Source organism: Streptosporangium pseudovulgare, assembly GCF_014648055.1.
In the GTDB taxonomy this organism is placed as follows: Bacteria; Actinomycetota; Actinomycetes; order Streptosporangiales; family Streptosporangiaceae; genus Streptosporangium; species Streptosporangium pseudovulgare.
Genome location: NZ_BMQJ01000007.1, coordinates 97,343 through 120,430, shown reverse-complemented (window position 1 = coordinate 120,430; position 23,088 = coordinate 97,343). Strand labels below are relative to the sequence as shown.

24 protein-coding genes and 1 riboswitch are annotated in these 23,088 nt (G+C 73.9%); of the genes, 13 read left to right on the top strand and 11 right to left on the bottom strand.

The features are described from left to right. Window positions 1-57: 57 nt before the first annotated feature. Entirely contained in the window at window positions 58-1,284 is a 1,227-nt protein-coding gene (locus tag IEZ10_RS15880; RefSeq protein WP_189247273.1) for an MFS transporter, read from the top strand. A 37-nt stretch (window positions 1,285-1,321) separates the two neighbouring features. Here IEZ10_RS15880 and IEZ10_RS15875 read toward each other — a convergent pair whose 3' ends face one another. Then, window positions 1,322-1,774, bottom strand: a complete 453-nt coding sequence (locus IEZ10_RS15875) for a hypothetical protein (protein ID WP_189247272.1) — start codon at window positions 1,772-1,774, stop codon at window positions 1,322-1,324. 110 nt (window positions 1,775-1,884) lie between these two features. Between IEZ10_RS15875 and IEZ10_RS15870 the strand changes: the two genes are divergently transcribed. From IEZ10_RS15870 to IEZ10_RS15845, 6 genes are all read left to right on the top strand, one after another. After that, window positions 1,885-2,577: a response regulator transcription factor gene (locus IEZ10_RS15870; protein WP_179824319.1), complete on the top strand. Its 693-nt coding sequence runs from the start codon at window positions 1,885-1,887 to the stop codon at window positions 2,575-2,577. Window positions 2,578-2,587: 10 nt separating this feature from the next. Next, complete coding sequence (locus IEZ10_RS15865; protein ID WP_189247271.1) at window positions 2,588-3,871, top strand: HAMP domain-containing sensor histidine kinase; 1,284 nt, start codon at window positions 2,588-2,590, stop codon at window positions 3,869-3,871. A gap of 328 nt (window positions 3,872-4,199) precedes the next feature. Then, window positions 4,200-4,475, top strand: a complete 276-nt coding sequence (locus tag IEZ10_RS15860) for an FmdB family zinc ribbon protein (RefSeq protein WP_189247270.1) — start codon at window positions 4,200-4,202, stop codon at window positions 4,473-4,475. Window positions 4,476-4,551: 76 nt separating this feature from the next. Then, window positions 4,552-5,799: a formamidase gene (fmdA, locus tag IEZ10_RS15855; protein WP_189247269.1), complete on the top strand. Its 1,248-nt coding sequence runs from the start codon at window positions 4,552-4,554 to the stop codon at window positions 5,797-5,799. 297 nt (window positions 5,800-6,096) lie between these two features. Then, window positions 6,097-6,480 carry a PepSY domain-containing protein gene (locus IEZ10_RS15850; protein WP_189247268.1) on the top strand — a complete coding sequence of 128 codons (384 nt, stop codon included), beginning with the start codon at window positions 6,097-6,099 and terminating at the stop codon, window positions 6,478-6,480. A 41-nt stretch (window positions 6,481-6,521) separates the two neighbouring features. Next, on the top strand, window positions 6,522-7,340 hold the full coding sequence (locus IEZ10_RS15845; RefSeq protein WP_229811313.1) for a nucleotidyltransferase domain-containing protein: 819 nt from the start codon (window positions 6,522-6,524) through the stop codon (window positions 7,338-7,340). Between the two features lie 24 nt (window positions 7,341-7,364). Here the strand turns inward: IEZ10_RS15845 and IEZ10_RS15840 are convergent, their stop codons facing one another. Both IEZ10_RS15840 and IEZ10_RS15835 read right to left on the bottom strand, forming a co-directional pair. Beyond that, window positions 7,365-8,312 (bottom strand): glycerophosphodiester phosphodiesterase family protein, encoded by a 948-nt coding sequence (locus tag IEZ10_RS15840; RefSeq protein WP_229811312.1) that lies wholly within the window; start codon window positions 8,310-8,312, stop codon window positions 7,365-7,367. A gap of 358 nt (window positions 8,313-8,670) precedes the next feature. Then, window positions 8,671-9,564, bottom strand: a complete 894-nt coding sequence (locus tag IEZ10_RS15835; RefSeq protein ID WP_189247266.1) for an oxidoreductase — start codon at window positions 9,562-9,564, stop codon at window positions 8,671-8,673. A gap of 106 nt (window positions 9,565-9,670) precedes the next feature. Between IEZ10_RS15835 and IEZ10_RS15830 the strand changes: the two genes are divergently transcribed. The 4 genes from IEZ10_RS15830 to IEZ10_RS15815 all read left to right on the top strand — a co-directional run bounded on the left by IEZ10_RS15830 (window position 9,671) and on the right by IEZ10_RS15815 (window position 14,372). Beyond that, on the top strand, window positions 9,671-10,576 hold the full coding sequence (locus IEZ10_RS15830) for a LysR family transcriptional regulator (protein ID WP_189247265.1): 906 nt from the start codon (window positions 9,671-9,673) through the stop codon (window positions 10,574-10,576). Window positions 10,577-10,815: 239 nt separating this feature from the next. Next, window positions 10,816-11,643 carry a DUF4253 domain-containing protein gene (locus tag IEZ10_RS15825; protein WP_189247264.1) on the top strand — a complete coding sequence of 276 codons (828 nt, stop codon included), beginning with the start codon at window positions 10,816-10,818 and terminating at the stop codon, window positions 11,641-11,643. 298 nt (window positions 11,644-11,941) lie between these two features. After that, window positions 11,942-12,079: riboswitch (cyclic di-AMP (ydaO/yuaA leader) on the top strand. A gap of 239 nt (window positions 12,080-12,318) precedes the next feature. After that, on the top strand, window positions 12,319-13,092 hold the full coding sequence (locus IEZ10_RS15820; protein ID WP_229811311.1) for a hypothetical protein: 774 nt from the start codon (window positions 12,319-12,321) through the stop codon (window positions 13,090-13,092). Window positions 13,093-13,511: 419 nt separating this feature from the next. Then, complete coding sequence (locus tag IEZ10_RS15815; RefSeq protein ID WP_189247263.1) at window positions 13,512-14,372, top strand: alpha/beta fold hydrolase; 861 nt, start codon at window positions 13,512-13,514, stop codon at window positions 14,370-14,372. Window positions 14,373-14,419: 47 nt separating this feature from the next. Here IEZ10_RS15815 and IEZ10_RS15810 read toward each other — a convergent pair whose 3' ends face one another. The 6 genes from IEZ10_RS15810 to IEZ10_RS15785 all read right to left on the bottom strand — a co-directional run bounded on the left by IEZ10_RS15810 (window position 14,420) and on the right by IEZ10_RS15785 (window position 19,108). Further along, window positions 14,420-14,791 (bottom strand): hypothetical protein, encoded by a 372-nt coding sequence (locus IEZ10_RS15810; RefSeq protein WP_189247262.1) that lies wholly within the window; start codon window positions 14,789-14,791, stop codon window positions 14,420-14,422. 12 nt (window positions 14,792-14,803) lie between these two features. Next, window positions 14,804-15,529, bottom strand: coding sequence for a roadblock/LC7 domain-containing protein (locus IEZ10_RS38995; protein WP_229811310.1), 726 nt, complete (start codon window positions 15,527-15,529; stop codon window positions 14,804-14,806). A gap of 58 nt (window positions 15,530-15,587) precedes the next feature. Continuing rightward, on the bottom strand, window positions 15,588-16,529 hold the full coding sequence (locus tag IEZ10_RS15800) for a transcriptional regulator (protein WP_189247261.1): 942 nt from the start codon (window positions 16,527-16,529) through the stop codon (window positions 15,588-15,590). Between the two features lie 4 nt (window positions 16,530-16,533). After that, on the bottom strand, window positions 16,534-16,911 hold the full coding sequence (locus IEZ10_RS15795; protein ID WP_189247260.1) for a roadblock/LC7 domain-containing protein: 378 nt from the start codon (window positions 16,909-16,911) through the stop codon (window positions 16,534-16,536). Between the two features lie 163 nt (window positions 16,912-17,074). Further along, window positions 17,075-18,286, bottom strand: coding sequence for a DUF4032 domain-containing protein (locus IEZ10_RS15790; RefSeq protein WP_189247259.1), 1,212 nt, complete (start codon window positions 18,284-18,286; stop codon window positions 17,075-17,077). A gap of 174 nt (window positions 18,287-18,460) precedes the next feature. After that, the gene (locus tag IEZ10_RS15785; protein ID WP_189247258.1) at window positions 18,461-19,108 is read right to left on the bottom strand and encodes a class II aldolase/adducin family protein; all 648 of its coding nucleotides are present in this window, start codon (window positions 19,106-19,108) and stop codon (window positions 18,461-18,463) included. A gap of 183 nt (window positions 19,109-19,291) precedes the next feature. On the opposite strand from IEZ10_RS15785, the gene IEZ10_RS15780 reads away from it, so the two are divergent. Together IEZ10_RS15780 and IEZ10_RS15775 are read left to right on the top strand one after the other, a co-directional pair. After that, window positions 19,292-19,582, top strand: coding sequence for a 4a-hydroxytetrahydrobiopterin dehydratase (locus tag IEZ10_RS15780; RefSeq protein ID WP_189247257.1), 291 nt, complete (start codon window positions 19,292-19,294; stop codon window positions 19,580-19,582). 107 nt (window positions 19,583-19,689) lie between these two features. Then, entirely contained in the window at window positions 19,690-20,403 is a 714-nt protein-coding gene (locus IEZ10_RS15775) for a hypothetical protein (RefSeq protein ID WP_229811309.1), read from the top strand. A 94-nt stretch (window positions 20,404-20,497) separates the two neighbouring features. Here IEZ10_RS15775 and IEZ10_RS15770 read toward each other — a convergent pair whose 3' ends face one another. Continuing rightward, window positions 20,498-21,838, bottom strand: coding sequence for an adenosylmethionine--8-amino-7-oxononanoate transaminase (locus IEZ10_RS15770; RefSeq protein ID WP_189247256.1), 1,341 nt, complete (start codon window positions 21,836-21,838; stop codon window positions 20,498-20,500). After that, complete coding sequence (gene bioB, locus IEZ10_RS15765; protein WP_189247255.1) at window positions 21,831-23,021, bottom strand: biotin synthase BioB; 1,191 nt, start codon at window positions 23,019-23,021, stop codon at window positions 21,831-21,833. The genes IEZ10_RS15770 and bioB overlap by 8 nt, the downstream gene beginning before the upstream one ends. Between the last annotated feature and the right edge of the window lie 67 nt (window positions 23,022-23,088).

Below are 23,088 nucleotides of genomic sequence, written 5' to 3'. Positions count from 1 at the left end.
GGCAGGTGACACGACCGGCACCTCCCGTACGCCCGCGGATCGGTTCAGAATGCTCGGATGGGATATCTCAGCCTGCTCCGCGTCCCGTACGTCGTCCGGCTGCTGCTGGGCAGCCTCGTCGGCCGCCTGCCCAGCGCGATGGCGGCCGTGGCCATCCCCCTGGCGCTGCGGGAGAACGGCGCCGGCTACGCCTTCGTCGGCGTCGCGGCCGGGGCCTTCGCCGTCGCGGCGGCCGTGGGCGGGCCCGTCCTGGGACGCATGGTGGACCGGGCCGGCCAGGCGCGGGTGCTCCTCCCGGCGGCGCTCGCGGCGGCCGCCGGGTTCGCGGCCGTCGCCGTCGCGCCCGGGAACCCGTACGCGGTGCTGACCGGGGCGGTCCTCGCGGGCGCGGCGACGCCGCCGCTCGAACCGTGCCTGCGGGTGCTGTGGCCGAACCTCGTCGGCCCCGAGCTGCTGGGGTCGGCCTACGCCCTCGACGCCGCCGCCCAGGAGCTGATCTTCATCGGCGGGCCGCTGGTGGTGGCCGGCGCAGTGGCGCTGGCCTCGCCGGTCGCCGCGCTGTGGGCCGGGGCGGCCCTGGGCGTCGCCGGCGTGCTGTTCGTCGTGACCGCCCCGCCCTCCCGCGACTGGCGGGCCCCCTTCCGCTCGACCGACTGGCTCGGGCCGCTGCGCAGCCGGGCCCTGCTCCTCCTGCTGGCCGGGCTCACCGGCGCGGGCGTCGCCATCGGCACGCTCAACGTCCTGGTGGTCTCCTACGCCGAGGAGCACCGCGTCTTCGGCGGCGCCCCCGCGCTCCTGGCGCTGAACGCGCTCGGGGCCATGATCGGAGCCCTGCTGTACGGGGCGATGCGCCCGGCGGCGCGTCCCGCACGGCGGGTGCCGCCGCTGGCCGCCGGGCTGGCCGGCGGCTACGCCCTGCTCTGCCTGCTGCCCGCCCCGCCCCTCATGGCCTGCCTGATGATCGTCACCGGGCTGTTCCTGGCGCCCCTGCTGACGGTCACGTTCGCCCTGATCGGGGAGCTCGCCCCGCGCGGAACGGTGACCGAGGCGTTCGCCTGGCTGGTCACGCTGATCACCAGCGGGACGGCGCTGGGATCGGCCGCCGCCGGGTTCGTCCTGGAGCACGCGAGCGCCCCCTGGGCCGCGGCGTGCGGCGCGGCGGGCGCCGCCGCGGGCGCCCTCCTCCTGTTCGCCGGACGACGCCGGCTGGCGGCGGGCCGGGACGACGCGGAGGACGACGCGGAGGCCGGGGACACGCCGCCGTCCGTCCCCACCGGGACCTGACCGGGACCTGGCGGGGACCTGAAGGGGACCGCCGCGGTCAGTCCTCGTCGTGTTCGATCTCGGAGCGGACCGTGGCGACGGGCGTTCCCGAGCGGCACGTCAGGCTGACCGTGGTCGTGCGGTCGTCCGACTCGAAGACCACCGAGGCGGTGTGGGCCGGACCGCGCTCGACGTCGTCGACGCCGTACCCGGGGGCGGGCGTCCAGGACAGCAGCAGGGCCCGCCCGGCGTCGCAGGCGGCGGTCACCGACCCCTCGGCGTAGGAGAAGCCGAGGGCCTGCGAGCCGGGACCGGCCGAGGCCGGCGGCCCGACGCTCGGCACGGCGGAAGCGGTGGCCAGGGCCCGCTCGACCTCCTCCAGGGTCATGGGGCGGGCGGCGGGGCCGGTGATGTCGGTGCCGATCAGGGACACCGCCCAGACGACGGCGATCGTGGTCAGGACGGCGGCGGCCAGCCAGCCCCCCACCCCCAGCAACGCGCGGCGGTCCATCACGTCCCTCCCGTCGGCGGGTTTCCTCCCCCGGTGTCTTTCCTGTCCGACGGGGAACCTTCCATTCTCGTCGGGACCGTTAACCAGCCAGGAGAGGTCGGTACGTCACCGTGGCCCGGTTGCTGCTCGTCGAGGACGACGCCCAGGTTCGATCCGCGCTGAGCCGCGCGCTGACCGACCGGGGCCACGCCGTGACCTCGGCCGTCGCGGGCATGCCCGGACTCACCCTGGCGGTGGAGGACCGGCCCGACCTGGTCGTGCTCGACCTGGGCCTGCCCGACCTCGACGGCTGCGAGGTGCTGCGCATGCTCCGGGCCGTCAGCGCCGTCCCGGTCATCGTGGCGACCGCGCGCGACGCCGAACCGGAGATCGTCCGGGCACTGGACGCCGGAGCCGACGACTACGTCGTCAAACCGTTCAGCGCGGCCCAGCTGGACGCGCGCATCCGGGCCGTGCTGCGCCGCGGCCGGGACGCGGGCGCCGGCGCCGAGGCGGCGCCGGTGCGGGTCGGCGGGCTGCTCATCGAACCGGCCGGCCGGGAGGCGTTCCTCGACGGAGTGAGACTCGACCTGACGCCCAAGGAGTTCGACCTGCTGCACTACCTCGCGCTCCGCCCCGGCCAGGTCGTCCCCAAGCGGGAACTGCTGGCCGAGGTGTGGCGGATGGCGTACGGCGGCGCGGACAAGACCGTCGACGTCCATCTGTCGTGGCTGCGCCGCAAGCTCGGCGAGAGCGCCCAGCGGCCCCGCTACCTGCAGACCGTTCACGGCGTGGGCGTGAAGATCGTCGATCCGGGGACGTGAGGAGACCCCGATGAGGCGACGCCTTGCCCTGCTCGCGGTGGCGACCACCTCGCTGGTCCTGATCGCCTTCCTCGTGCCGCTCGCCCTGCTGGTCAGGACGCTGGCGGCCGAGCGGGCCACGGCCGCCGCCACCACGTGGGCGCAGTCGGTCGCCACCGCCGCGGCGCTGGACGACCGGAAGGTCCTGGAGGCCACCGTACGGCAGGCGAGCGGCGCCGGCGGGGTGCCGATCACCGTCTTCCTGCCCGGTCACGGTTTCCTCGGCGCGCTGGCGCCGCGCGGACCCGGCGTCGAGCTGGCCGCGCGCGGCCGGAGCATCACCGTCGACACGCCCGCGGGCCGGGAGGTGCTGGTGGCCGTCCAGGGTGGGGAGCGCGGCACCATGGTCGTCCGCGCGTTCGTGGACGCCGAACGGCTGCGCCGGGGGGTCGGGTGGGCCTGGCTGGTGCTCGGCCTGACCGGGCTGGCGCTGCTCCTCGTCGGCATCACCGTCGCCGACCGGCTCGCCCGCTCCCTGATCCGGCCGGTCGGGCAGGTCGCGGAGGTCTCCCGGCGGCTGGCCCGAGGTGACCTGCGGGCCCGGGTGGAACCGGCGGGCCCGCCGGAGATCCGCGAGGTCGGCAACGCCCTCAACCACCTGGCCGCCCGCATCCGCGGGCTGCTCACCCACGAACGCGAGGCGGTCGCCGACCTCTCCCACCGGCTGCGCACCCCGGTCACCGCGCTCCGGCTGGAGGCCGACGGCATGCGCGACCGGGACGAGGCGGAACGGGTGGGACGGGTCGTCGACAGCGTCGAGCGCATGGTCGACCAGATCATCCGCGAGGCGCGCCGGTTCGACCGGGACGGCGTGCCGGGCTGCGACGCCACCCGGGTCGTCGGCGAGCGGGTCGCCTTCTGGTCGGCGCTCGCCGAGGACCAGGACCGGCCGCTGCGGCTGGACCTCGCGGACGACCCGATCACCGTGGGGGTGAGCGAGCACGATCTCGCGGCCTGCGTGGACCTGCTGCTGGAGAACGTGTTCGCCCACACCCCCGACGGCACCCCGTTCGCCGTCGAGCTGACACCCCGGCGGCCCGGGGGCGGAGCCCGGCTGGTGATCACCGATGAGGGACCCGGCTTCGCCCACCCGGACCCGACCGGCCGGGGGGTGAGCGGCGGCGCGTCCACCGGTCTCGGTCTCGACATCGCGCGCCGCACCGCCGAGGAGTCGGGCGGCGGCCTGCTGGCCCGCACACGCGCCTCGGGGGGAGCCGAGGTCGTCGTCGAGCTCGGCCCCGGCCCGGCCCGCTGAGAACGGGCCCGGCCCCGGCGCGCCGGGATTCGCCCTGCTCACGGCGGGTATGAAACGGACTCTCGCCGGTCGGCGGGGTAGCGTCCCGCCTGCCGGGAGACGTTCGCGGTCGCCCGGGGGGAACATCGCCCGGGAGTCTCGGAAGACCCGGGAGACCAGGGAGACCGGGAGACCGGGAGACATCGTCGGTCATCCGGGGGAACGCGACCGGTCCGGCGGGAACGCGTTGTCCGGGTCATCCGACGTGATGAGAGGCGATCCATCCGATTCCGGGGGCCGGCCCCGTGGCCGTACCGGAGATCCGTCCTTCCGACGCGGAGGGGTGCCCATGGTCACCTACGAATATCTCTGCCCGGAGTGCGGCCGCTTCGAGGTGCGCCTGCCGATGGGGGCCGCGCCGCCCACCCGGGACTGCCCCGCCTGTGAGCGGGCCGCGCGGCGCGTCCTGTCCGCACCTCGCCTTTCCCGGGTGTCTCCCGCGCTGTCGGCCGCCCTCGACCGTGGGGAACGGAGCCGGGAGGCGCCCGAGGTCGTCCCCGCGCCGCCCGGCCGGCGGGCCGTGCGCCCTCCGCACCCGGCGACGGCACGCCTGCCCAGGCCATGAGCGGTACGGGGTCACCCGGCTCGCCCGCCGGCGCCCGCCGTACCGGGAGCACGGATTCCACGAGAAGGGGGCCGTCATGCCAGAAGTCGTGTTCGGCGTGGACCAGTCGAAGTCAATGCGGGACCAGGACGTGCCCGGCCACAACCGGTGGCATCCGGACATCCCGGTGGTCGCCACCGTGCGGCCGGGAGACGAGTTCCGCCTGGAGTGCCGCGACTGGACCGACTCCCAGATCGGGAACAACGACTCGGCCGACGACGTGCGGGACGTCGACCTGTCCGTCCCGCACATGCTGAGCGGCCCCATCGGGGTCGAGGGCGCCGAACCGGGCGACCTCCTGATCGTCGACATCCTCGACATCGGCCCGATCCCCCAGCAGTCCGGCCCCGTGTCCGGGCAGGGGTGGGGGTACACCGGAATCTTCGCCAGGGTGAACGGCGGCGGTTTCCTGACCGACTACTTCCCGGACGCCTACAAGGCGGTCTGGGACTTCCACGGCATATTCGCGACGTCACGCCACCTGCCCGGCATCCGGTACACGGGCATCACCCATCCGGGGCTGTTCGGCACGGCGCCGTCGGAGGAGATGCTCGCGCGCTGGAACCGCCGGGAGCAGGCCCTCATCGACACCGATCCCAACCGGGTCCCGCCGCTGGCGCTGCCGCCGCTGTCCGACGGCGCCCTCGCCGGGACGGCCACCGGCGAACTGGCCGCGCGGATCGTCCGCGAGGGCGCCCGCACCGTGCCTCCCCGGGAGAACGGCGGCAACCAGGACATCAAGAACCTCACCCGCGGGGCGCGGGTCTTCTTCCCCGTCTACGTGGAGGGCGCCAAGCTCTCCGGGGGAGACCTGCACTTCAGCCAGGGCGACGGCGAGATCACCTTCTGTGGCGCGGTGGAGATGGGAGGTTTCATCGACCTCCACGTGGACCTCATCAAGGGAGGCATGGAGAAGTACGGCGTGACCACCAACCCGGTCTTCATGCCGGGAAACGTGGAACCGCGCTACTCGGAGTTCCTGTCGTTCGTCGGCATCTCGGTCGACCACGACAGGGACGTCAACCACCACCTCGACGCGACGCTGGCCTACCGCCGGGCGTGCCTCAACGCCATCGAGTACCTCAGGAAGTGGGGTTACACGGGTGAGCAGGCGTACCTGCTCCTCGGCTCCGCGCCCGTGGAGGGGCGGATCAGCGGGATCGTCGACGTCCCGAACGCCTGCTGCACGCTCTACCTGCCCACGGAGATGTTCGATTTCGACATCCGCCCCGGAGGGGCCGGTCCCGTCAGGGAGAACAGGGGGCAGTGCGCGGTGACGTCCTGACCTGCGCGTACGGGCGTCGATCGCCGGCGGCCCGGAGACCGCGGCCCGTGGGGGCGTGGTGGCCGCGTCCCGGCCGCCGGCCGATCCCGGCAGGATCCGGTCGGGCTCGGCGGCGTCCTCCGGCGGCGCCCCGGCCGCCGGCCGATCCCGGGGCGCCGCCGGCGGGCCGTCCGGGGCGGGCTGTTAACGATTCCTTAGGAACTTCGCAGCAACGCGCTATCACCCGGGCGAGCAGCCTTGAGGGGTCGTCGCGGATTCCACGGAACCGCGCCTCTCAACGGATATGGAGAAAGCCCGATGCGCAAGCCGATGATCGTTATCGCCGGACTCGCCCTCGCCGGAGTCGTGGCCGGTGGCGGCGCCGCCCTCGCCGACGAGATCCAGGCCGACCCGGCCTCGCCGTCCTCGTCCGCCACCCCCGGGACCGGCTCCGGCGACGACGCGGGCGCCCTGCGCAAGCCCGCCGTACCGGCGGAGCAGGCCCAGCGGACCGCGCTGTCGAAGGTGAGCGGCGGATGGATCGTCTCCACCGAGCTGGAGACCGAGGGCGACGCCACCTCGTGGGAGGTCGAGGTCGCCGACGGCAAGGGGGCCGTGCAGGAGATCGTCGTGGACGCCGCCACCGGCGGGATCACCTCGACGGCCGCCGCCGACCAGGACGATGACGAGGACGACGACTGACGCCGACGCCGCCGGCGGGACGGCTGTGTGATCATGTCGTCGTGGACGACACGAAGCTGGAGGCGCTCGCCGGGTGGATGGCGGAGGTGCCCGGAGTGGTCGCGGTGGTGCTCGGCGGGAGCCGGGCCCGCGGCACGCACCGCCCGGACTCCGACTTCGACCTCGGGCTGTACTACCGGGGAGAGCTGGACGTGACGGCGCTGCGGGCGCTGGCCGTACGGGAGGCGGGGGAGCGGGCGGAGCTGACCGCGCCGGGCGGCTGGGGCCCGTGGGTGAACGGCGGGGGCTGGCTGACCGTCGGCGGTCACCGGGTCGACTGGATCTACCGCGACCTGGACCGGGTCCACCGGGTCTGGGCCGGCTGCCGGGAGGGCCGCTACGAGATCGGCGTCCAGCCCGGCCACCCGCTGGGCTTCTACTCCCACGCCTACGCCGGCGAGGTCGCGCTGTGCCGGGTGCTGGCCGATCCCGGCGGGGAGCTGACGGACCTGCGGGAGCGGACCCGCGCCTACCCGCCCGCCCTGGGCGACGCGCTCGCCGACGGGATGTGGGAGGCGGACTTCTGCGTCGAGCTGGCCCGTTACGGGGTGTCCGGAGCCGACCCCGCCTACGCGGCCGGCTGTCTGTTCCGCGCGGTCGGCGTCGCCTGCCAGGCGCTGCACGGGCACGCGGGCCGCTGGCTGATCAACGAGAAGGGCATGGTGGCCTCGGCCGGCCGGCTGCCCGCCGCGCCCGAGGACTTCGCCGTACGGGCGGGGCGGCTGCTCGGCCGCGTCGGCGAGCCGGCGGAGCGGATCGCCGAGACCGTCACCGAGGCGGCGGCCCTGATGAGGGAGGTACGGGCGGCCGTCGGCCGCTGACCACCGCGTGCTCCCCGGCCGGTCTCACCGGTCCAGGAGCGGGGCGACGACGTCGATGCGGTTGGTCCAGACGCCGCCGGTGTAGCCCTCGGGGAGGCGGGAGAGGTCGGCGGGGGCGTCGAAGCCCTCGGAGAAGTCGCCGGATCCCGCCACGACGACGACGCGGGTGCCGCGGGCGCGCATGCGCTCGACGAACAGGTTGGGCCAGCCCCACAGCCACCGGCCGTACTTCTCCGGGACGTGCAGTTCCAGGCCGGCGCACGCGTCGGGGACGGATCCGGTCCAGCCCACGGCGACGTAGCGCTTCAGGCAGTCCATCATGAGGGCCTTCGACATCACCTGTACGGCCGGCAGCCGCGCGGCCAGCGCGGCCACCGGCCTGTCCCCGCCGTACACGGTGAGCGCGGCGAGCCGCTCCGGCGGCAGCGTGGCCAGGCGGCCGGCGAGCAGGTCGCCGTCGGCCGCCACGTCGCTCTTGACGTGGATCAGCAGCTTCCGCTCCGGGAACGCGGCGAGGACCTGTTCCAAAGTCGGCATGCGGCCCACGCCCTTGCCGCGGAAGGGGTGGGTCGCGCCGCCGTCGGCGGTGTAGCCGTAGCCGATGTCGAGGCGTCGCAGCTCGGCGAGGGTGTGGTCGCGGACCTCGCCCCGGCCGTCGGTGCGGCATTCGAGGGTGGCGTCGTGGAACACGGCGATCCGGCGGTCCCGGGTCACCTGGACGTCGAACTCGACCATGTCGGCCCCCGCCCTGAAGGCCGCCCGCATCGAGGCCAGCGTGTTCTCCAGGTAGGAGTGCTCCGGCGGGTGGATGCGCTCGGCCGTGCAGGTCTCGTTGGTGATGCCTTCGAAGCCGAACGTCTGCGCCAGGCCGCGGTGGGCGAGGAGCAGCGGTTCGCCCTTGCCGTGCGCCCGCCAGGAGCCGTTGTTGGAGTAGGCGAAGGCGGCCAGGGTCACGGCCGCGACGAGGACCACCCGGACGGGGAGGCTCCGGGCGAGCCGGAGGGGCCAGGCGGGCCGGGGGCGCGGTGCGCGGCGCGAGTGTCGGGTGCGTTCGGGGTGGGACATGGGCCGTCTTCCAGGTCGAAAAGGGGACGGAGCCGCTCCTGGATATCCGTTTCCGATCTTCATTGGGACGGTAACGGTCAACCGTTATCGTCCCGTGACCTGATCGGGGCCCGCTTCCATCGAACCCGGTCCCTCCCCGCGCGGAGCCGGGGTTCGCCGGGCCGGCTCTGAGGCGTCCCGGGTCCTGGTCCCTCTCCCGCGTGGAGCCGGGGGCCGGCCCGGCGGATTCCCGCCCCCGCCCGGCCCCGGGGGCGCGCCGGGCCGGTCAGGCGTCGAAGCCGGTGGCGCGGGCCACCTTCTCCCAGGCGGCGAACTCCGCGCGGGCGTTCTCCAGGTTGGCCGCGATCGCGTCGGCGGCGTCGTCGCCCAGCGGAAGGCGCAGCGGGGTCTCCTCCGCGTCGAGGGCGGCGAGGATGGCCGCCGCCGCCTTGGCCGGGTCGCCGGGCTGCCTGCCGTCGGAGCCGGGCAGGTCCGCGCGGACCTGCCCGACGACGGCCTCGTAGGCGGGGATGGCGGCCGACTGCAGCAGGGCGCCGCCGGCGGCGAAGCCCGTCCGGAACGCCCCCGGCTCGACGACCAGCACCTTGATCCCGAACTGCGCGACCTCCTGGGCGAGCGCCTCGGAGAGCCCCTCCAGGGCGAACTTGGTCGCCGAGTAGGCGCCCACGCCCGGGAAGGTGAACCGGCCGCCCATGCTGCTCATCTGCACGATCGCGCCCGATCCCTGCCGGCGCATGTGCGGCAGCACGGCTCGCGTCAGCGCCGCCGGGCCGAAGAAGTGCAGCTCCATCAGGTCGCGCAGCTCGCGGTCGGAGGTCTCCTCGACGGCGCCGACCAGCCCTCGCCCGGCGTTGTTGACCAGCACGTCCACGCGCCCGTACCAGAGGACGACCTCGGCGACCACTGCGGCGATCCGGGCGGTGTCGGTGACGTCCAGCCCGACCATGACGACCCGCTCCGGGTGGGCGGCGGCCAGGTCGTCGAGCGCCTCCGGCCTGCGGGCCGCCGCGACGACGGTGTCACCGGCCGCCAGCGCCGCCTCGGCGATCGCCCGGCCGAAGCCGGAGGACGCGCCGGTGATCAGCCAGACCCGGCCCTCCGCCCGGCGTGCGGGAGCGCTCGTCCCGGTGTTCGTCTCGGTACCCGTACGGATGTCCATCTCGGCCTCCATGTCGTCGTCAACGTCTTCCGTTATGCCGGACGGCATGCGGGGGCGTCCAAGACAGAGAACGAGGCAAGCCATAAAGGGGATTTATGATCGCAGGGTGGAGCTTCGCCAGTTGCGGTACCTCGTCGTGATCGACGAGGTGGGGAACCTCGGGCGGGCCGCCGAGCGCCTCTATGTCAGCCAGCCCGCCCTGTCCTACGCCCTCAGGAGCCTGGAGGGCGAGCTCGGCGTCCGGCTGTTCGACCGGCACGCCGGGGGCGTGCGGGCGACCGCCGCCGGACGCGAGGTGGTGGACGAGGCCCGCCGTACGCTCCTGCAGGCCGACCGGGTGACGGCCGCCGCGGAGCGGCACCGGCTGGGACGGGCGGGGAGGCTGCGCGTCGGGTTCGAGGCCAGCGGCGCCGGAGAGCTCACCACCCGCGCCCGCGCCGAGTTCGCCCGCCGCCACCCCGGCGTGCGGGTGGAGCCCAAGCGCTTCGACTGGGGCCAGGAGGCCGCCGCGCTGCGCGAGGGCCGGGTGGACGTCGCCTTCGCCTGGCTGCCCGCCGACCTCACCGGCATGCGGTCCGAGATCGTGCACGTCGAGGGACGGGTCGTCGGCCTGCCGTCAGGTCACCCGCTCGCCGGCCGCGACGGCGTCTCCATCATGGAGACGGCCGAGGAGCCCCTGATGTGGACCGAGCGGGCGCCGCGCGAATGGGTGGACTGGTGGGCGGTCAACCCCCGGCCGGACGGTTCAGCCCCGCGCTGGGGACCGACCAACGACAACGTCGAGGAGATGCTGGAGCAGGTGGCCGAGGGCGTCGCCGTCTGCTTCGCCCCGTCGAGCATGGCCCGCTACTACGCCCGCCCCGACCTCGCCTGGGTGCCCCTCACCGACGTCGAGCCGCTGCGGGTGGCCCTGGCCTGGCACGAGGGTACGGACGACCCGCTGGTGCGCGGGTTCGTCGAGGTGGTCCGCGAGCTCGCGGAGCTCGCGTCCGCGCCGCCCGGTTCCCGCTGAGGGCGGCGGAGAAGGCCGCCCGGTTCCCGACGGGAGACGGCGGAGGATCGTCCGGCGTCCTCACGGGGAGACCGCCCGGCCCCCCCTGGCAGGCCGCCCGTTTCCCGCCGGGAGGCGGGGGGGAGTCCTCCCCGCGAGGGCCGCGAGCGCGTTGTTTTTCGGCCGCGCTGGGGGGAGAACTGTCCTCCCGCCGCCTGACAGGCCAAAATTGGTCCGTGGTCAGGATCGGATCGACAGGGATGAGCGATTGCGAGCGGGGGCAACTTCCGCCGTTGCTGGGCCAGCTGTTCGCCGGCGGCGGTGAGGGCCGGGCGCTCTCGGTCGAGCTGCCTCCGGGCGACGTGGTGTGGCCCGACCCCGGCTACTCCCCGTTGATGGTCGGTTACCGTCCGGCCTTCTGGCTCAGTGACGAGCCGGTCTCCGCCGAGCTGTGGTCCGGCCTGCGGGCCGAGCATCCGCGCTCGGGTCTGTGGCCGCTGCTGCTGGAGGACTCCGTCCAGCCGTGGTCGTCCGGGCAGATCGCCCCGGACACGGTGGAGGAGATCGACAACTACCACACCTCCGCCTTCATGGCCGAGGTCTGGGCCGACTGGACCGAGAAGGCGAGCGACGACCAGCTGGAGCTGCTGGCCCCGTTCGGCTCGCGGTGCCCGGGGCCGGCCCCTTCCGGGCGGCTCGCCGCCGACCCCGACGTGGTCGCCGACTGGTACGCCGGCCTGGTCGCCGAGCGCAGGACCCCCCTGGGCCTGGTGGCCGCCGGCCGGGGGGCCGACGCGCTGGCCGTCATGGGATGGCAGGGCGCGCTGAACCACAACGAGTGGATGGTCCCGCTGGCCGCCGTGGTGCGGAGCTGGGAGGAGCGGTTCGGGGCGCGGCTGGTGGGCGTGGGTTTCAACACCCTTGACCTGAGCGTCGCGGCGCCCCCGACGACGGCGGAGCACGCCCTGCACGTCGCGGCCGAGCACTGGACGTTCTGCCCGGACAGCGTCATCTACAGCGCCGGCACGCTCGCCGGCTATGCCGAGCAGATCATGGGCAGGAACGCCTGGTCGTTCTGGTGGGACTGACCGGTGCGGGGACGTCCCGGGGGGCGGGCGCGGGGCCCGCGAGGCCGGGTGGGAACGGCGGGCCGGACCACCGGGAATGGCGGCGGTGAATCACCTTCAGGTAATTCGCCGCGGCGTGTATCCCCTGGTCCGAGCCGGTCTGACGGAGGCTAAACCCGGACGCCTGCCCTTTCTTGGCTATAGAAGGTAGATCTTCTGGCGTTTCCATGGGTTCTGCTTTGCTTTGTCGCATTTGCCCGGTAGTGTCCTAGTCATCGGCAGGTGACCTGCACCCTCATCCGAGGGAGCGGCCGGGCCGACGTCGAATCCCGAAGCCGCCAGGGCCACGGGAGCCGGGGACCCACCCTTCCGGGGTGAATCCGCCGCGAACGCGGTGGTAGGGCACTCCACCGCCCGAACCCGTCAGCTAACCCGGTAGACGAGATGGAGAGGAGATCCCCCAGTGGGAGACTGCGCCACTTTCGTACCGGTATACACCATTTCACTGCCGGTCCTCTGAGACTTCCACGCCCCCTGGGCCCTCTCGCCGCGATCGGTCGCGGCATCCCCCAGCGCTCCGTGTAGCACCACCTGATCTACTCCTGCGCCCCTCTTCCCTGTGAGCGCGACCCCGCCGGTGCCTTTTCGCAATGGCACGCGGCTGCCCCGTTCCCTCGCGAAAGAGTTCGTTTCTTCATGCCTTCCTCCCTGGACCCCCGTAAGAACGCCCGCAAGACCCGCTATGCCGTGGCCGGCCTGGTCGGCGCCGGGCTCCTCGCCTCCGCCGCCGCCGTCTCGGCCCTCCCCTCGGCCGACCACGACGTGCCCGCCGCCGTCCCCGCGGCCGGCGCCCGGGTCGCCGCGGTGACCGAGCAGGTCGCGGCCGTCGCCCCCGAGACCGCCCCCACCCAGGCCGCCGCGCTGAAGCCCGCCGTCGCCCCCGAGCAGGCCGCCCCCGAGCAGGCCGCGCCGGAGCAGGCCGCCCCGGCCAAGCCGCAGAAGGTCACCAAGACCGTCATGCTGAAGGGCCACACCAAGGCCTCCTACTTCTGGGACGACTCCTCCGGTCGCGCCGGCGACACCGGCCTCCCCGCCAGCGGCAAGCCGATGCAGAAGGGCATGATCGCCAGCCCGAGCTGGCCGCTGTTCACCGAGGGCTACGTCATCTACAAGGGCAAGAAGGCCAAGTTCTTCGTCGGCGACCGCGGTCCCGGTGTCCCCTCCAGCAGCGGCGTCATGATCGACCTCGACGCCAAGACCTTCGCCGACCTGACCGGCGGCACGTTCAACCCCGACACCCTCGGCGTGGACGGCAACGGCGGCATGGGCCACATCAAGGTCGACTACGTCATCACCAAGTGGGGCGACGGCCCGGGCAAGAAGAACTACCCGGTCCCGTTCTCCGCCGGTGCCTGGAACAAGCGGGACGGCGACCCGGCCAAGCCGGTCCAGATCACCGTCAAGCCGTAATGAGGGCGGCGCCGCCGAAGTCGTGACGACGGCGACGGCGCCGGACCGGCACGGCTGTCACGGCCGCCGCGCCGTCACGGCGCCGGACCGTCGCGGCCGTCGCGCCGCCATGATGCCGTCGCGCCGCCATGATGCCGTCGCGCCGCCATGATGCCGTCGCGCCGCCACGATGCCGTCGGACCGTGACGGCCGGAAGCGAAGAACTTCGAACCCCAGCCTCCCCTGGACACGGGAGCGGACGCCGGCGCAGGGCGTCCGCTCCCGTTCTGCGTCTCCGGCCCTCCGGCGCGGGGATGCCTTGCCCCGGCCTGGGCAGAATGACATTCTGTTTCGGGTCACCGGTCCGCCGCCTCCGCGCGGCGGGAACCGCCCGGGCGGCCACCCGGCCCGCCCGCGGACGGACGGGGAGAGGGAGCGACATGACGACGCGCGTCCGGGCCAACGGCATCGAGATCGTCTACGAGACCTTCGGATCTCCCGGCGACCGGCCACTCCTGCTGATCATGGGCCTCGGCGCCCAGATGATCCACTGGGACGAGGAGTTCTGCGACCTGCTCGCCGGACGCGGGCACCACGTGGTGCGGTTCGACAACCGCGACGCCGGCGAGTCCACCCACCTGGGCGACGCCGGGATGCCCGCCCCCGGCGGTGGCGGCGGGGCCCCCTACCGGCTCGACGACATGGTCGACGACGCCGCCGGGCTGCTCGACGCGCTCGGCTGGGAGTCGGCCCACGTGGTCGGCGCCTCGATGGGCGGCATGATCGCCCAGGCGATGGCGATCGGCCACCCGCGCCGGGTGCGGAGCCTCACCTCGATCATGTCCACCCCCGGCCACGCGGTCGCCCCGCCCACCGAGGCGGCGATGGCGGCGCTCATGGCGCCGCCGCCGCCCGACCGCGAGGCCGCGATCCGGCAGGCGCTGAGCACCTGGGAGATCCTCGGGTCCCCCGGCTACCGGATGGACCGGGAGCGCGTCGCCCAGATCGCCGGACTCGGCTACGACCGCGGCCACGACCCGGCCGGGACCGCGCGGCAGCTCGCCGCGATCATGGCCTCGGGCGACCGTACGGCGCTGCTCGGGGAGGTCACCGTACCCGTCCTCGTGCTGCACGGCGAGGCCGACCAGCTCATCCCGGTGGCCGGGGGGATCGCCACGGCGGACGCGATCCCCGGCGCCAAGCTGGTCACCTTCCCCGGCATGGGCCACGACCTGCCACGCCGGCTCTGGCCGGACTTCGCCGACGCGATCGGCGAGCTCACCGCCTCCGCCGAGCGGTGAGCTCCGGTACGGCCCGCGCTCCCGGTGCGCGGAGCCGTACCGGAGGATCAGATCTCGAGCCTCTCCTCGATCATCCGCAGGGTGTGCCGGGCCATCGCCAGGTTCCCCCGGTTGCGGTCCAGCGCCAGGTACAGGAAGAGGCCCTTGCCGCTCCGGCCGGTGACCGGGCGGATGATGTGGTACTGCCCGCTGAGCGTGATGAGGATGTCCTCGATGGCCTCCTTGAGGCCGAGGGAGTCCATCGTCCGCAGCTTGGCCTTGACGACCTCGGTGTTGCCCGCCGCGGCCACCTGAAGGTCCAGGTCCTTGGAGCCGCCGAGGGCGCCCAGCGCCATGCCGCTGTTGTAGTCGACGACGACCGCGCCGATCGCGCCGTCGATGCCCATCATCTCCTTGAGAGAGATGTCCATGTTGCCCATGTCTGACTCCGATCAGTGGGTTGTCGATGTGCAGGACGTGATGGCGGCCAGCCTCGCCGCCGTCTTGCGGCCCTCCAGGCGCAGCAGCCCGAGGTTGGTCCCGGGCCGGGCGAGCACCGTGAGGACGATCGTGGGGCCGGCGGCGTAGAAGACCGCGTAGCCGTTGCTGCCGGAGATCAGCGTCTCCTCGAAGGAGCCCTTGTCGGCCATGGCGGTCAGCCGGCCGCTGAGCGCGAGCACCGCGGAGGACAGCGCGCCGATCTGCTCGGTCTCCCCTCGCAGGTCGCTCGCTATCGGCAGGCCGTCCACGCTGCAGGCGACGCTCCCGTTCACCTCCGGCACGCGCTCGCGCAGCAGCGCCATCTCCTCGTGCAGCCGGTCGCGCAGCAGGGTCAGTTCCCGCCGGGCCCGGTCGTGGAGCGGCACCCGCTCCCCGTCCGGCGCGGGAGGCGCCTGCGCGGAGGACGCGCCCGCGGGCGTCCCCGCCGACGTCTCCACGGGTGCCTCCGTGGGCGCCCCGGCGCCGTCCGCGGCGGAGGACACCGGTACGGCGCCCGGCGCGACCGGCGTGCCCGGTCGGGACGGATCGGCGCCCGGCGCACCCGGTCCGGACGGCTCGGTGCCGGGACCGGGAGGTTCGGCGCCGGATTCGCGGAACGGCACGACGTCCCGGTCGCGGGACGCGGCGGGGTCCGCGTACGGCCGCGTCCCCTGCGGTTCCCGGTCACGCGCCTCCACCGGCGGCCTCCTTCCGATCAGCTTCAACGTCCGCAACCTCAGCGGCATCGGGACGAGCTCATGTCAGTGCCTCCAGTGCGTTCCTCAGCCGGATGAGCAGGTTCACGTCGGCGGGGTCCCCGGTCGCCGCGGGGAGCCACCGCGCGGACGCGGCGCTCCCCGCGGCGCCTTCCCGGGGTTCCCCGCCCGCCCGGGGCTCCCCGGTGGTCTTCGGACGCCGCGGCAGCGCCGGCGGAGCCGACGGCGTCTGCGACGTCTGCGAGGTCTGCGGAGCCGGTGGCGTCTGCGGAGCCGGTGCCGGCGTTCCCGTCCCGGCGGGCGCGGCGCCGGGCCGTCCGCCCGCCTCCGGGACGCGGAGCAGCCCCGCCGCGGCCAGCCGCCGTACGGCGAGCAGCACCGAGTAGGCGGGCCGGCCGAGTCTGTGCGCCAGCTCGGCGGGGGTGGCGGTGGAGTCGGCCGCGACCAGCACCTCCCACTGCAGCGAGGTCAGCACCACCCGCTGGGCGGGGATGCGCGCCAGGGGGACGACCGGGAGCGTGTCCAGCTCACCGGACGGCCAGGCACGGTCCAACTGCGCCCTCCTCCGCTCGCACTCCCGGGACAGCCCGGCCACGTCGAAATACCACTGGGGGCCGAGCCAGTGCCGGTCCCCGGGCCGGAAGCCCCTGTGGTGCGCGGCCGAGCCCGACAGGAAGTAGGCGGCGTCGAGCACCGCGCTCAGCACGCAGAACTCCAGCTCGCCACGGGTCAGCACACCCTGCCCGACCAGCCGCTCGCCGCCCGGCCGGTCCTCGGTGGCCGCCTGCCTGGCCTGCCGTACGGCCTGCGCCGGGATCCTGTCGTCCGCGGTCAGCAGGTCCTCCAGCCTCGGGACGGCCGGGCTCTCGGCGTAGGTCACCCGGCCGTCGGTCAGGTAGACCGTCCCCGCCTCGTCCAGGCGCAGCGCGCCGGTGACGCGGTCCTCGGCCAGATCGCTGAGAACGCTCTCCATCGTCGGCATGACGTCACGTCGTGACGAGCCGGCCGGAAATGGACCGCAGACGGTGGCGGGCGAGAGCGAGATTCGAGCGTTCCGGGTCAAGACGGACGTAAATCACCAGCGGGCCGTCGAATGCCGTTTCCATCGGCCGGAGTAAATGATGTCCGTTATCCGCGGTTACGATCATGTCGTTTATTCGGATCGTTCCGCCGGGGGAGTTCAGGGCGAGGCCGTCCATGGCGGCCCGCAGGGTCTCGCTCAGCGCGGCGGCCGACTCGTCGACGTCCTCGTCGCGGCCACCGCCCACCGCCACCGCCATCCCGCTGGTCTGGTCGATCAGCAGCGCGTCCAGCGCGCCGGGGATGGCCATGGCCTCCGTCACACAGTCTTCGATTCCGAGCACTGGATCTCCCTCGCCGACGACTTCAAGGCGTCGCCCGGTTAGCGTAGGGACATTCCTGAGGAAGGAAGCGTTCTATGTGAAACACAGATATTTCAGGAGGTGATATTCCTCGACTGAGAAGAAGGATGTTCATCCCCCGGGGGAAAACATCATCCGCCCCGGATCATTCTCCGGAGATGAAGGCCTCCTCATCCGGCTTGTAGACGAGAACGTGCTTCACGTACGACTCCACGGCGGCGGTCAGTCCGACGTCCCGCCCGGCCTCCTCCGACAGGAACCAGCGGTGGTCCAGCACCTCGTGGAAGAACTGGGCCGGCTCCAGCTTGCCGCGCAGCTCCCCGGGGACCGCCTCCACCGTCGGCAGGAAGACCTCCGCGAGCCAGCGGTGCGCCACGATCGCCTCGTCCTCGTGGCGCAGGCCGTGCGACACCCGGAAGGAGTCGAGGTCGTTGAGCAGCCGCCTGGCCTGGTTCTCCTCCACGTCCAGGCCGGTCAGGCGCAGGAGGCGGCGCTGGTGGTGGCCGGCGTCCACGACCTTGGGGCGGACGACCAGCCGCCCGGTGCCCGCCTTGCGGCGGACCATCATCTCGGCGACGTCGAAGCCCAGCGAGTTCAGCCGGCGGATGCGCTGGTCGATGACGTGCCAGTCCACCTCCTCGATGATGTCGTCGGAGGTGAGCTCCTCCCACAGACCGTGGTAGCGGTCACGGGCCGAGTCCGCGACCTCCTCGGGGTCGATCGAGGGAGGCAGCAGGCCGCCCGCCTGGAGGTCCAGCATCTCCCCGAAGATGTTGACGTGCGCCACGTCGATGTCGTGCAGGCGCTGCCCCTCGCTGATCAACGGGTGCAGCTCGCCGGTCTCGGCGTCCACCAGGTAGGCGGCGAACGAGCCGGCGTCCCGGCGGAACAGCACGTTCGACAGCGAGCAGTCGCCCCAGTAGAACCCGGTCAGGTGCAGCCGCACCAGCAGTACGGCCAGCGCGTCCAGCAGCCGGTTGAGCGTCTCGGGCCGGAGCGTGCCCGACATGACCGCGCGGTAGGGCAACGAGAACTGCAGGTGCCGGGTGACGAGCGCGGAGTCCAGCGGCTCCCCGTCCGGGCCGGTCCGCCCGGTGACCACGGCCACCGGCTCCACCGCCGGGGTGTCCAGCCGGTGCAGGTCCCACAGCAGGCGGTACTCCCGCTTGGCGTAGTACTCGCTGATCTCCTTGATCGCGTAGACCCGGCCCGCCAGGCGGGCGAAGCGCACGACGTGCCGGGAGATGCCGCGCGGAAGCGAGACGAGGTGGTGCTCGGGCCACTCCGCGAGCGGCCGGTCCCAGGGCAGCCGGATCAGGTCGGGGTCATCGGGGGTGCCGGTGAGCTGCAGGGGCATGGATCGAACCTCCGACGGGGGAGCGGGGCGGGCGTTCCGGGGGCTTTCCGGGGACCCTCCGTGGCGGGGAGGGGCGGCACGGGGTGACGGGCGTTCCGGGATTTCCCGGACCGGAGGGCGCCGGGGCGGCCACGGGATGGCGGGCGTTCCGGGGCGGGGCGCCGGGCGGGCCGGTCAGCCCTCGCGGCGCGGGAACCTCGGGGGGTTCCGGGAGCGGTGGACCACCTCGGCGAGCTGCTCCTCGGTGAGCACCCTGGGCTCGCCCACGGACCTGGCGCGGACGTAGACCTCGCAGAGCCACTCCAGCAGCCGGGCCGCCTCGAAGGCGGCCTCCAGGTCGTCGCCGACGGTGACCCCGCCGTGGTTGGCCAGCAGCGCGGCGCGCCTGCCGTCGAGCGCGGCCCGGACGTTGGCGGCCAGCTCGGGCGTGCCGTAGGTCGCGTAGTCGGCCACCCGGACGATGCCGCCCAGCAGGAGGGTGTTGTAGTGGATCGGCGGCAGCTCGGTCATGGTCGTGGCGACCACGGTGCCGAAGGTGGAGTGGGTGTGCACCACCGCCCGGACGTCGGCGGAGGCGTACACCGCCAGGTGCATCGGGGTCTCCGAGGACGGCTGGAGGTCTCCGTCGACCAGGTGGCCCTCGACGTCGACCACCGGGCACGACTCCGGCTCCAGCCGGTCCAGGGCGCCCCCGGCCGGGGTGACCGCCACCAGGTCTCCCGCGCGCACGCTGAGGTTCCCGGACGTCCCCAGCACCAGTCCGGTCCCGACCACCCGGCGGCCGTACTCACACAGCAGGCGCCGCTGCTCCGCCAGCAACATGCGATCAAAGTAGGCGCTCGCCGCGAGAAGCGGCAAACCCCGTCCACGCACCGGACGGAGGACCGCGCCCGAGAGGCGCCTCCGGGGAAACCGTCCGCGAGGTCGTCCCCACTCCGGCGGCGGGCCGCGCCCGAGAGGCGCCTCGGCTCGGCGCGGCCCCGCCCGGTGTGATGTCATGGCCCGATGGACCCGCTTGACGACTCCACCGTGAACCAGAGGCTGGACGGCGTGCCCCAGTGGCGGCGCGAGGGCGACGAGATCCGCCGCACGGTCGAGGCCCGCGACTTCCCCACCGCGATCCGCATCGTCGACGAGATCGCGGTCGAGGCGGAGAAGCTCAACCACCACCCCGACATCGACATCCGCTGGCGCACCCTCCACCTCGCCCTGACCACCCACGACGCGGGCGGCCTGACCGAGCTGGACTTCACCCTGGCCGCGCGGATCGACGGGATCGCCGCCTCACACGCCTGACGGGCGGCGATGACGGCCGCCGGACGAGAACGGCGAATACCATGCGTGATCATGCGGTCACTCAATAGAGTGGCCGCCCACGCCGTATCCGCCGAAGGAGATGCCGTATGCGTGCCGCCGTCGTCGTCCTCGTCGCCGCCGGGCTGCTCTGCGCGGCCTGCGGGGAGCAGCGGGGGGTGGCGTCCCACCCGGTGGGCCACGCCCCCGCCCAGGACCCCATCCCGGCCCGGGAACCGCTCCCGGCCGAGATCCGTCTCTCCGGGGGCGGCGTGCTCACCGCGGCCGCGCCGAAGGCCACGGCGATCGTCTACGACGCCGCGCTGGCGCCACCCGGCGCCTCGGTCCAGGTGACCGCCGAGTCGGGGTCGGTGTTCGCCGTCACCACCGCCACTGTCAGCGGCTTCCTACCCGGCCGGACGTACGGCGCGCACCTGCACGTCGACCCCTGCGGGAAGAAGCCCGCCGCCGCCGGCCCGCACTTCCGCCGTCCCGGCGACGCCGGCCACGCCCATCCCGGCGGGGGGCACGGACCCGGCGCCAAGACCGGCCACTCCGATCCCGGTGCCAAGGCCGGTCACTCCAACCCCGGCGCGGATCACGGGCACGACGGCGCCGGGGCGAGCGCCGCCACCGAGTTCTGGCTCGACTTCACCACCGACGCCACCGGCGCCGCCACGGCCACCTCCCGGCAGGACTGGGCGTTCACCCCGGCCCATCGGCCGCGCTCCCTCGTCATCCACGCCGAGCCCACCACGACGTCCGGCCCCGACGCCGGCGCGGCCGGTGCCCGCGTCGCCTGCGTCACCCTCGTGCCGAGCTGACCGAGCCGACCGAGTCGGCCTGGTCATGCCGGCCCGAGTCGACCTGGTCAAGCCGGCCGGGCCGCCCCGAGGGGGCCGGATCCGGGCGCGGCCATCAGGCGGCCGGGCCTCCCGGGGATGTCGCCCCGGCGGCCGCCACGAGCGCGGCCGTGATCCGGGCCAGGTCGGCGTCGCCGGTGACGTAGGGGGGCATGGTGTAGATCAGGTCGCGGAAGGGCCGGATCCACACCCCGTGCCGTACGGCGGCGCGGGTCGCCGCGACCCTGTCCACCTCCCGGTCGAGCTGGATCACGCCGATCGCGCCGAGGACCCGCACGTCGCGGACGCCGTCCAGCTCGCGGGCCGGGGCGAGTCCCGCCCGCAGCCCCGCCTCGACACGCTTGACCCGCGCCTCCCACGCCCCGTCGCCGAGCAGGTCGAGGGAGGCGCAGGCCACGGCGGCGGCCAGCGGGTTGGCCATGAAGGTGGGCCCGTGGGCGAGCACGGGATGCTCCCCCCGGCCGATGCCGTACGCCACCTCCGAGGTGCACAGGGCGGCGGCCATGGTGAGATAGCCGCCGGTGAGGGCCTTGCCCACGCACATCACGTCGGGCGCGACGGCCGCGTGGTCCGCGGCGAAGAAGGCGCCGGTGCGGCCGAAGCCGGTGGCGATCTCGTCGAAGACCAGCAGCACGTCGTGGGCGTCGCACAGCTCGCGCAGCGCCCGCAGGTAGCCGGGGGAGTGGAAGCGCATGCCACCGGCGTTCTGCGCCACCGGCTCGACGACGACCGCCGCCAGTTCGTGCGCGTGCCGACCGATCAGGTCGGCCAGGTGGGTGAGGTAGGCGGGGTCGGGCTCGGCGTCGAAGCCCGCGGGCGGGGCGTCGGCGAAGACCTGCCGTGGCAGCACCCCGGTCCACAGCGCGTGCATCCCCCCGTCGGGGTCGCACACCGACATCGGCAGGAAGGTGTCGCCGTGGTAGCCGCCGCGCCAGGTCAGCAGGCGGTGCTTGGCGGGCCGGCCGAGCGAGCGCCAGTACTGCAGGCACATCTTGACGGCCACCTCGACCGACACCGAGCCGGAGTCGGCGAGGAAGACGTGTTCCAGCGGCTCGGGGGTGATCTCCACCAGCCGGGTGGCCAGCCGGATCGCCGGTTCGTGGGTGAGCCCGCCGAACATCACATGACTCATCCGGCCCAGCTGGTCGCGGACGGCGGCGTCCAGCGCCGGGTGGCCGTATCCGTGGATGGCGGCCCACCACGACGACATGGCGTCGATCAGCTCGGTCCGGCCCTCGACGGGCTCGGCCAGGCGCAGCCGTACCCCCGAGGCGGACTCCACCAGCAGCGGGGCCTCCTGCCCCGGCATCGGCCCGTACGGGTGCCAGACGTGCGCCCGGTCCAGCTCCAGCAGCCGCGCGACGTCGCCCCGGGCGGGCGTGCCGGGCTCAGGCATTGGGCGGCAGGTCGGTGCCGGCGCCGCGGCGGCGCAGCGCGACCAGGTCGGTGCGGGCGGACGCCGGGGAGCCGGTGGCGGTGCCGGTGCCGCTGGACGCGTCGGCGGCCGGGGCGTCGGCGGCCGTATCGGCCTGAGCGGCGGCCGCGGGGGCGCCGGCCGTGCCGCCGTCCTGGGTACGGCGATGCTCGGGAAGCGACGGCTCGTCGGCCTGCTCGACCTCGAAGCCCGCGTCGGCGATCATGTCGAGGTCGGCCGCGCCCGGCTGCCCCTCGCTGGTGAGGTAGTCGCCCAGGAAGATGGAGTTCACCACGTGCAGGGCCAGCGGCTGGAGGGTGCGCAGGTGGATCTCCCGGCCACCGGCGAGCCGTACCTCCACGTCGGGGCAGACGAACCGGGTCATCGCCAGGATGCGCAGGCAGTGCTGCGGGGTCAGCGTCCAGTTCTCCGACAGGGGGGTGCCCTCGAAGGGGATCAGGAAGTTCACCGGCACCGAGTCCACGGCCAGCTCGCGCAGCGCGAGGACGGTGCCCACCAGGTCCTCGGGGGTCTCTCCCATGCCCGCGATCAGTCCCGAGCAGGCCGACAGGCCCGCCTCGTGGGAGCTCCGCACCGTCCGGACGCGGTCGGCGAAGGTGTGCGTGGTGCAGATCTCGCCGTAGACCTCCTCGGAGGTGTTGAGGTTGTGGTTGTAGGCGTCCACGCCGGCCTCGCGGAGCCGGGTGGCCTGCCGGTCCGACAGCAGTCCCAGGCAGGCGCAGATCTCCACGTCCGGGGCGCGATCCTTGATCGCCGCGATGGTGTCGGCCACCCGCTCGACGTCGCGGTCGGTGGGCCCACGCCCGCTGGCCACCAGGCACACGCGCTTGGCGCCGCCCGCCACGCCGGCCTCGGCGGCGTCCGCCGCCTCCTGCGGCCTGAGCCAGCTGTACTTCAGGATGCCCGCGGTCGAGCCGAGCCGCTGGGAGCAGTAGGAGCAGTCCTCCGGGCACAGGCCGGACTTGAGGTTGACCAGATAGTTGAGTTTGACGCGGTTCCCGAACCACCGCCTCCGCACGCGCCCCGCCGCGGTGACCACCGCCAGCAGGTCGTCGTCGGAGGTCGCCAGCACCGCCAGCGCCTCCTCGCGCGTCGCGGACTCGCCGCGCAGGCCCTTGTCCACCAGCCGGGTCAGCAGATCCATGGAACCGATCTTCGGACCCGGCTCCGGTTCGCCCAATGGCCGGACCGGACAAAGGTCCGGCCCCGAA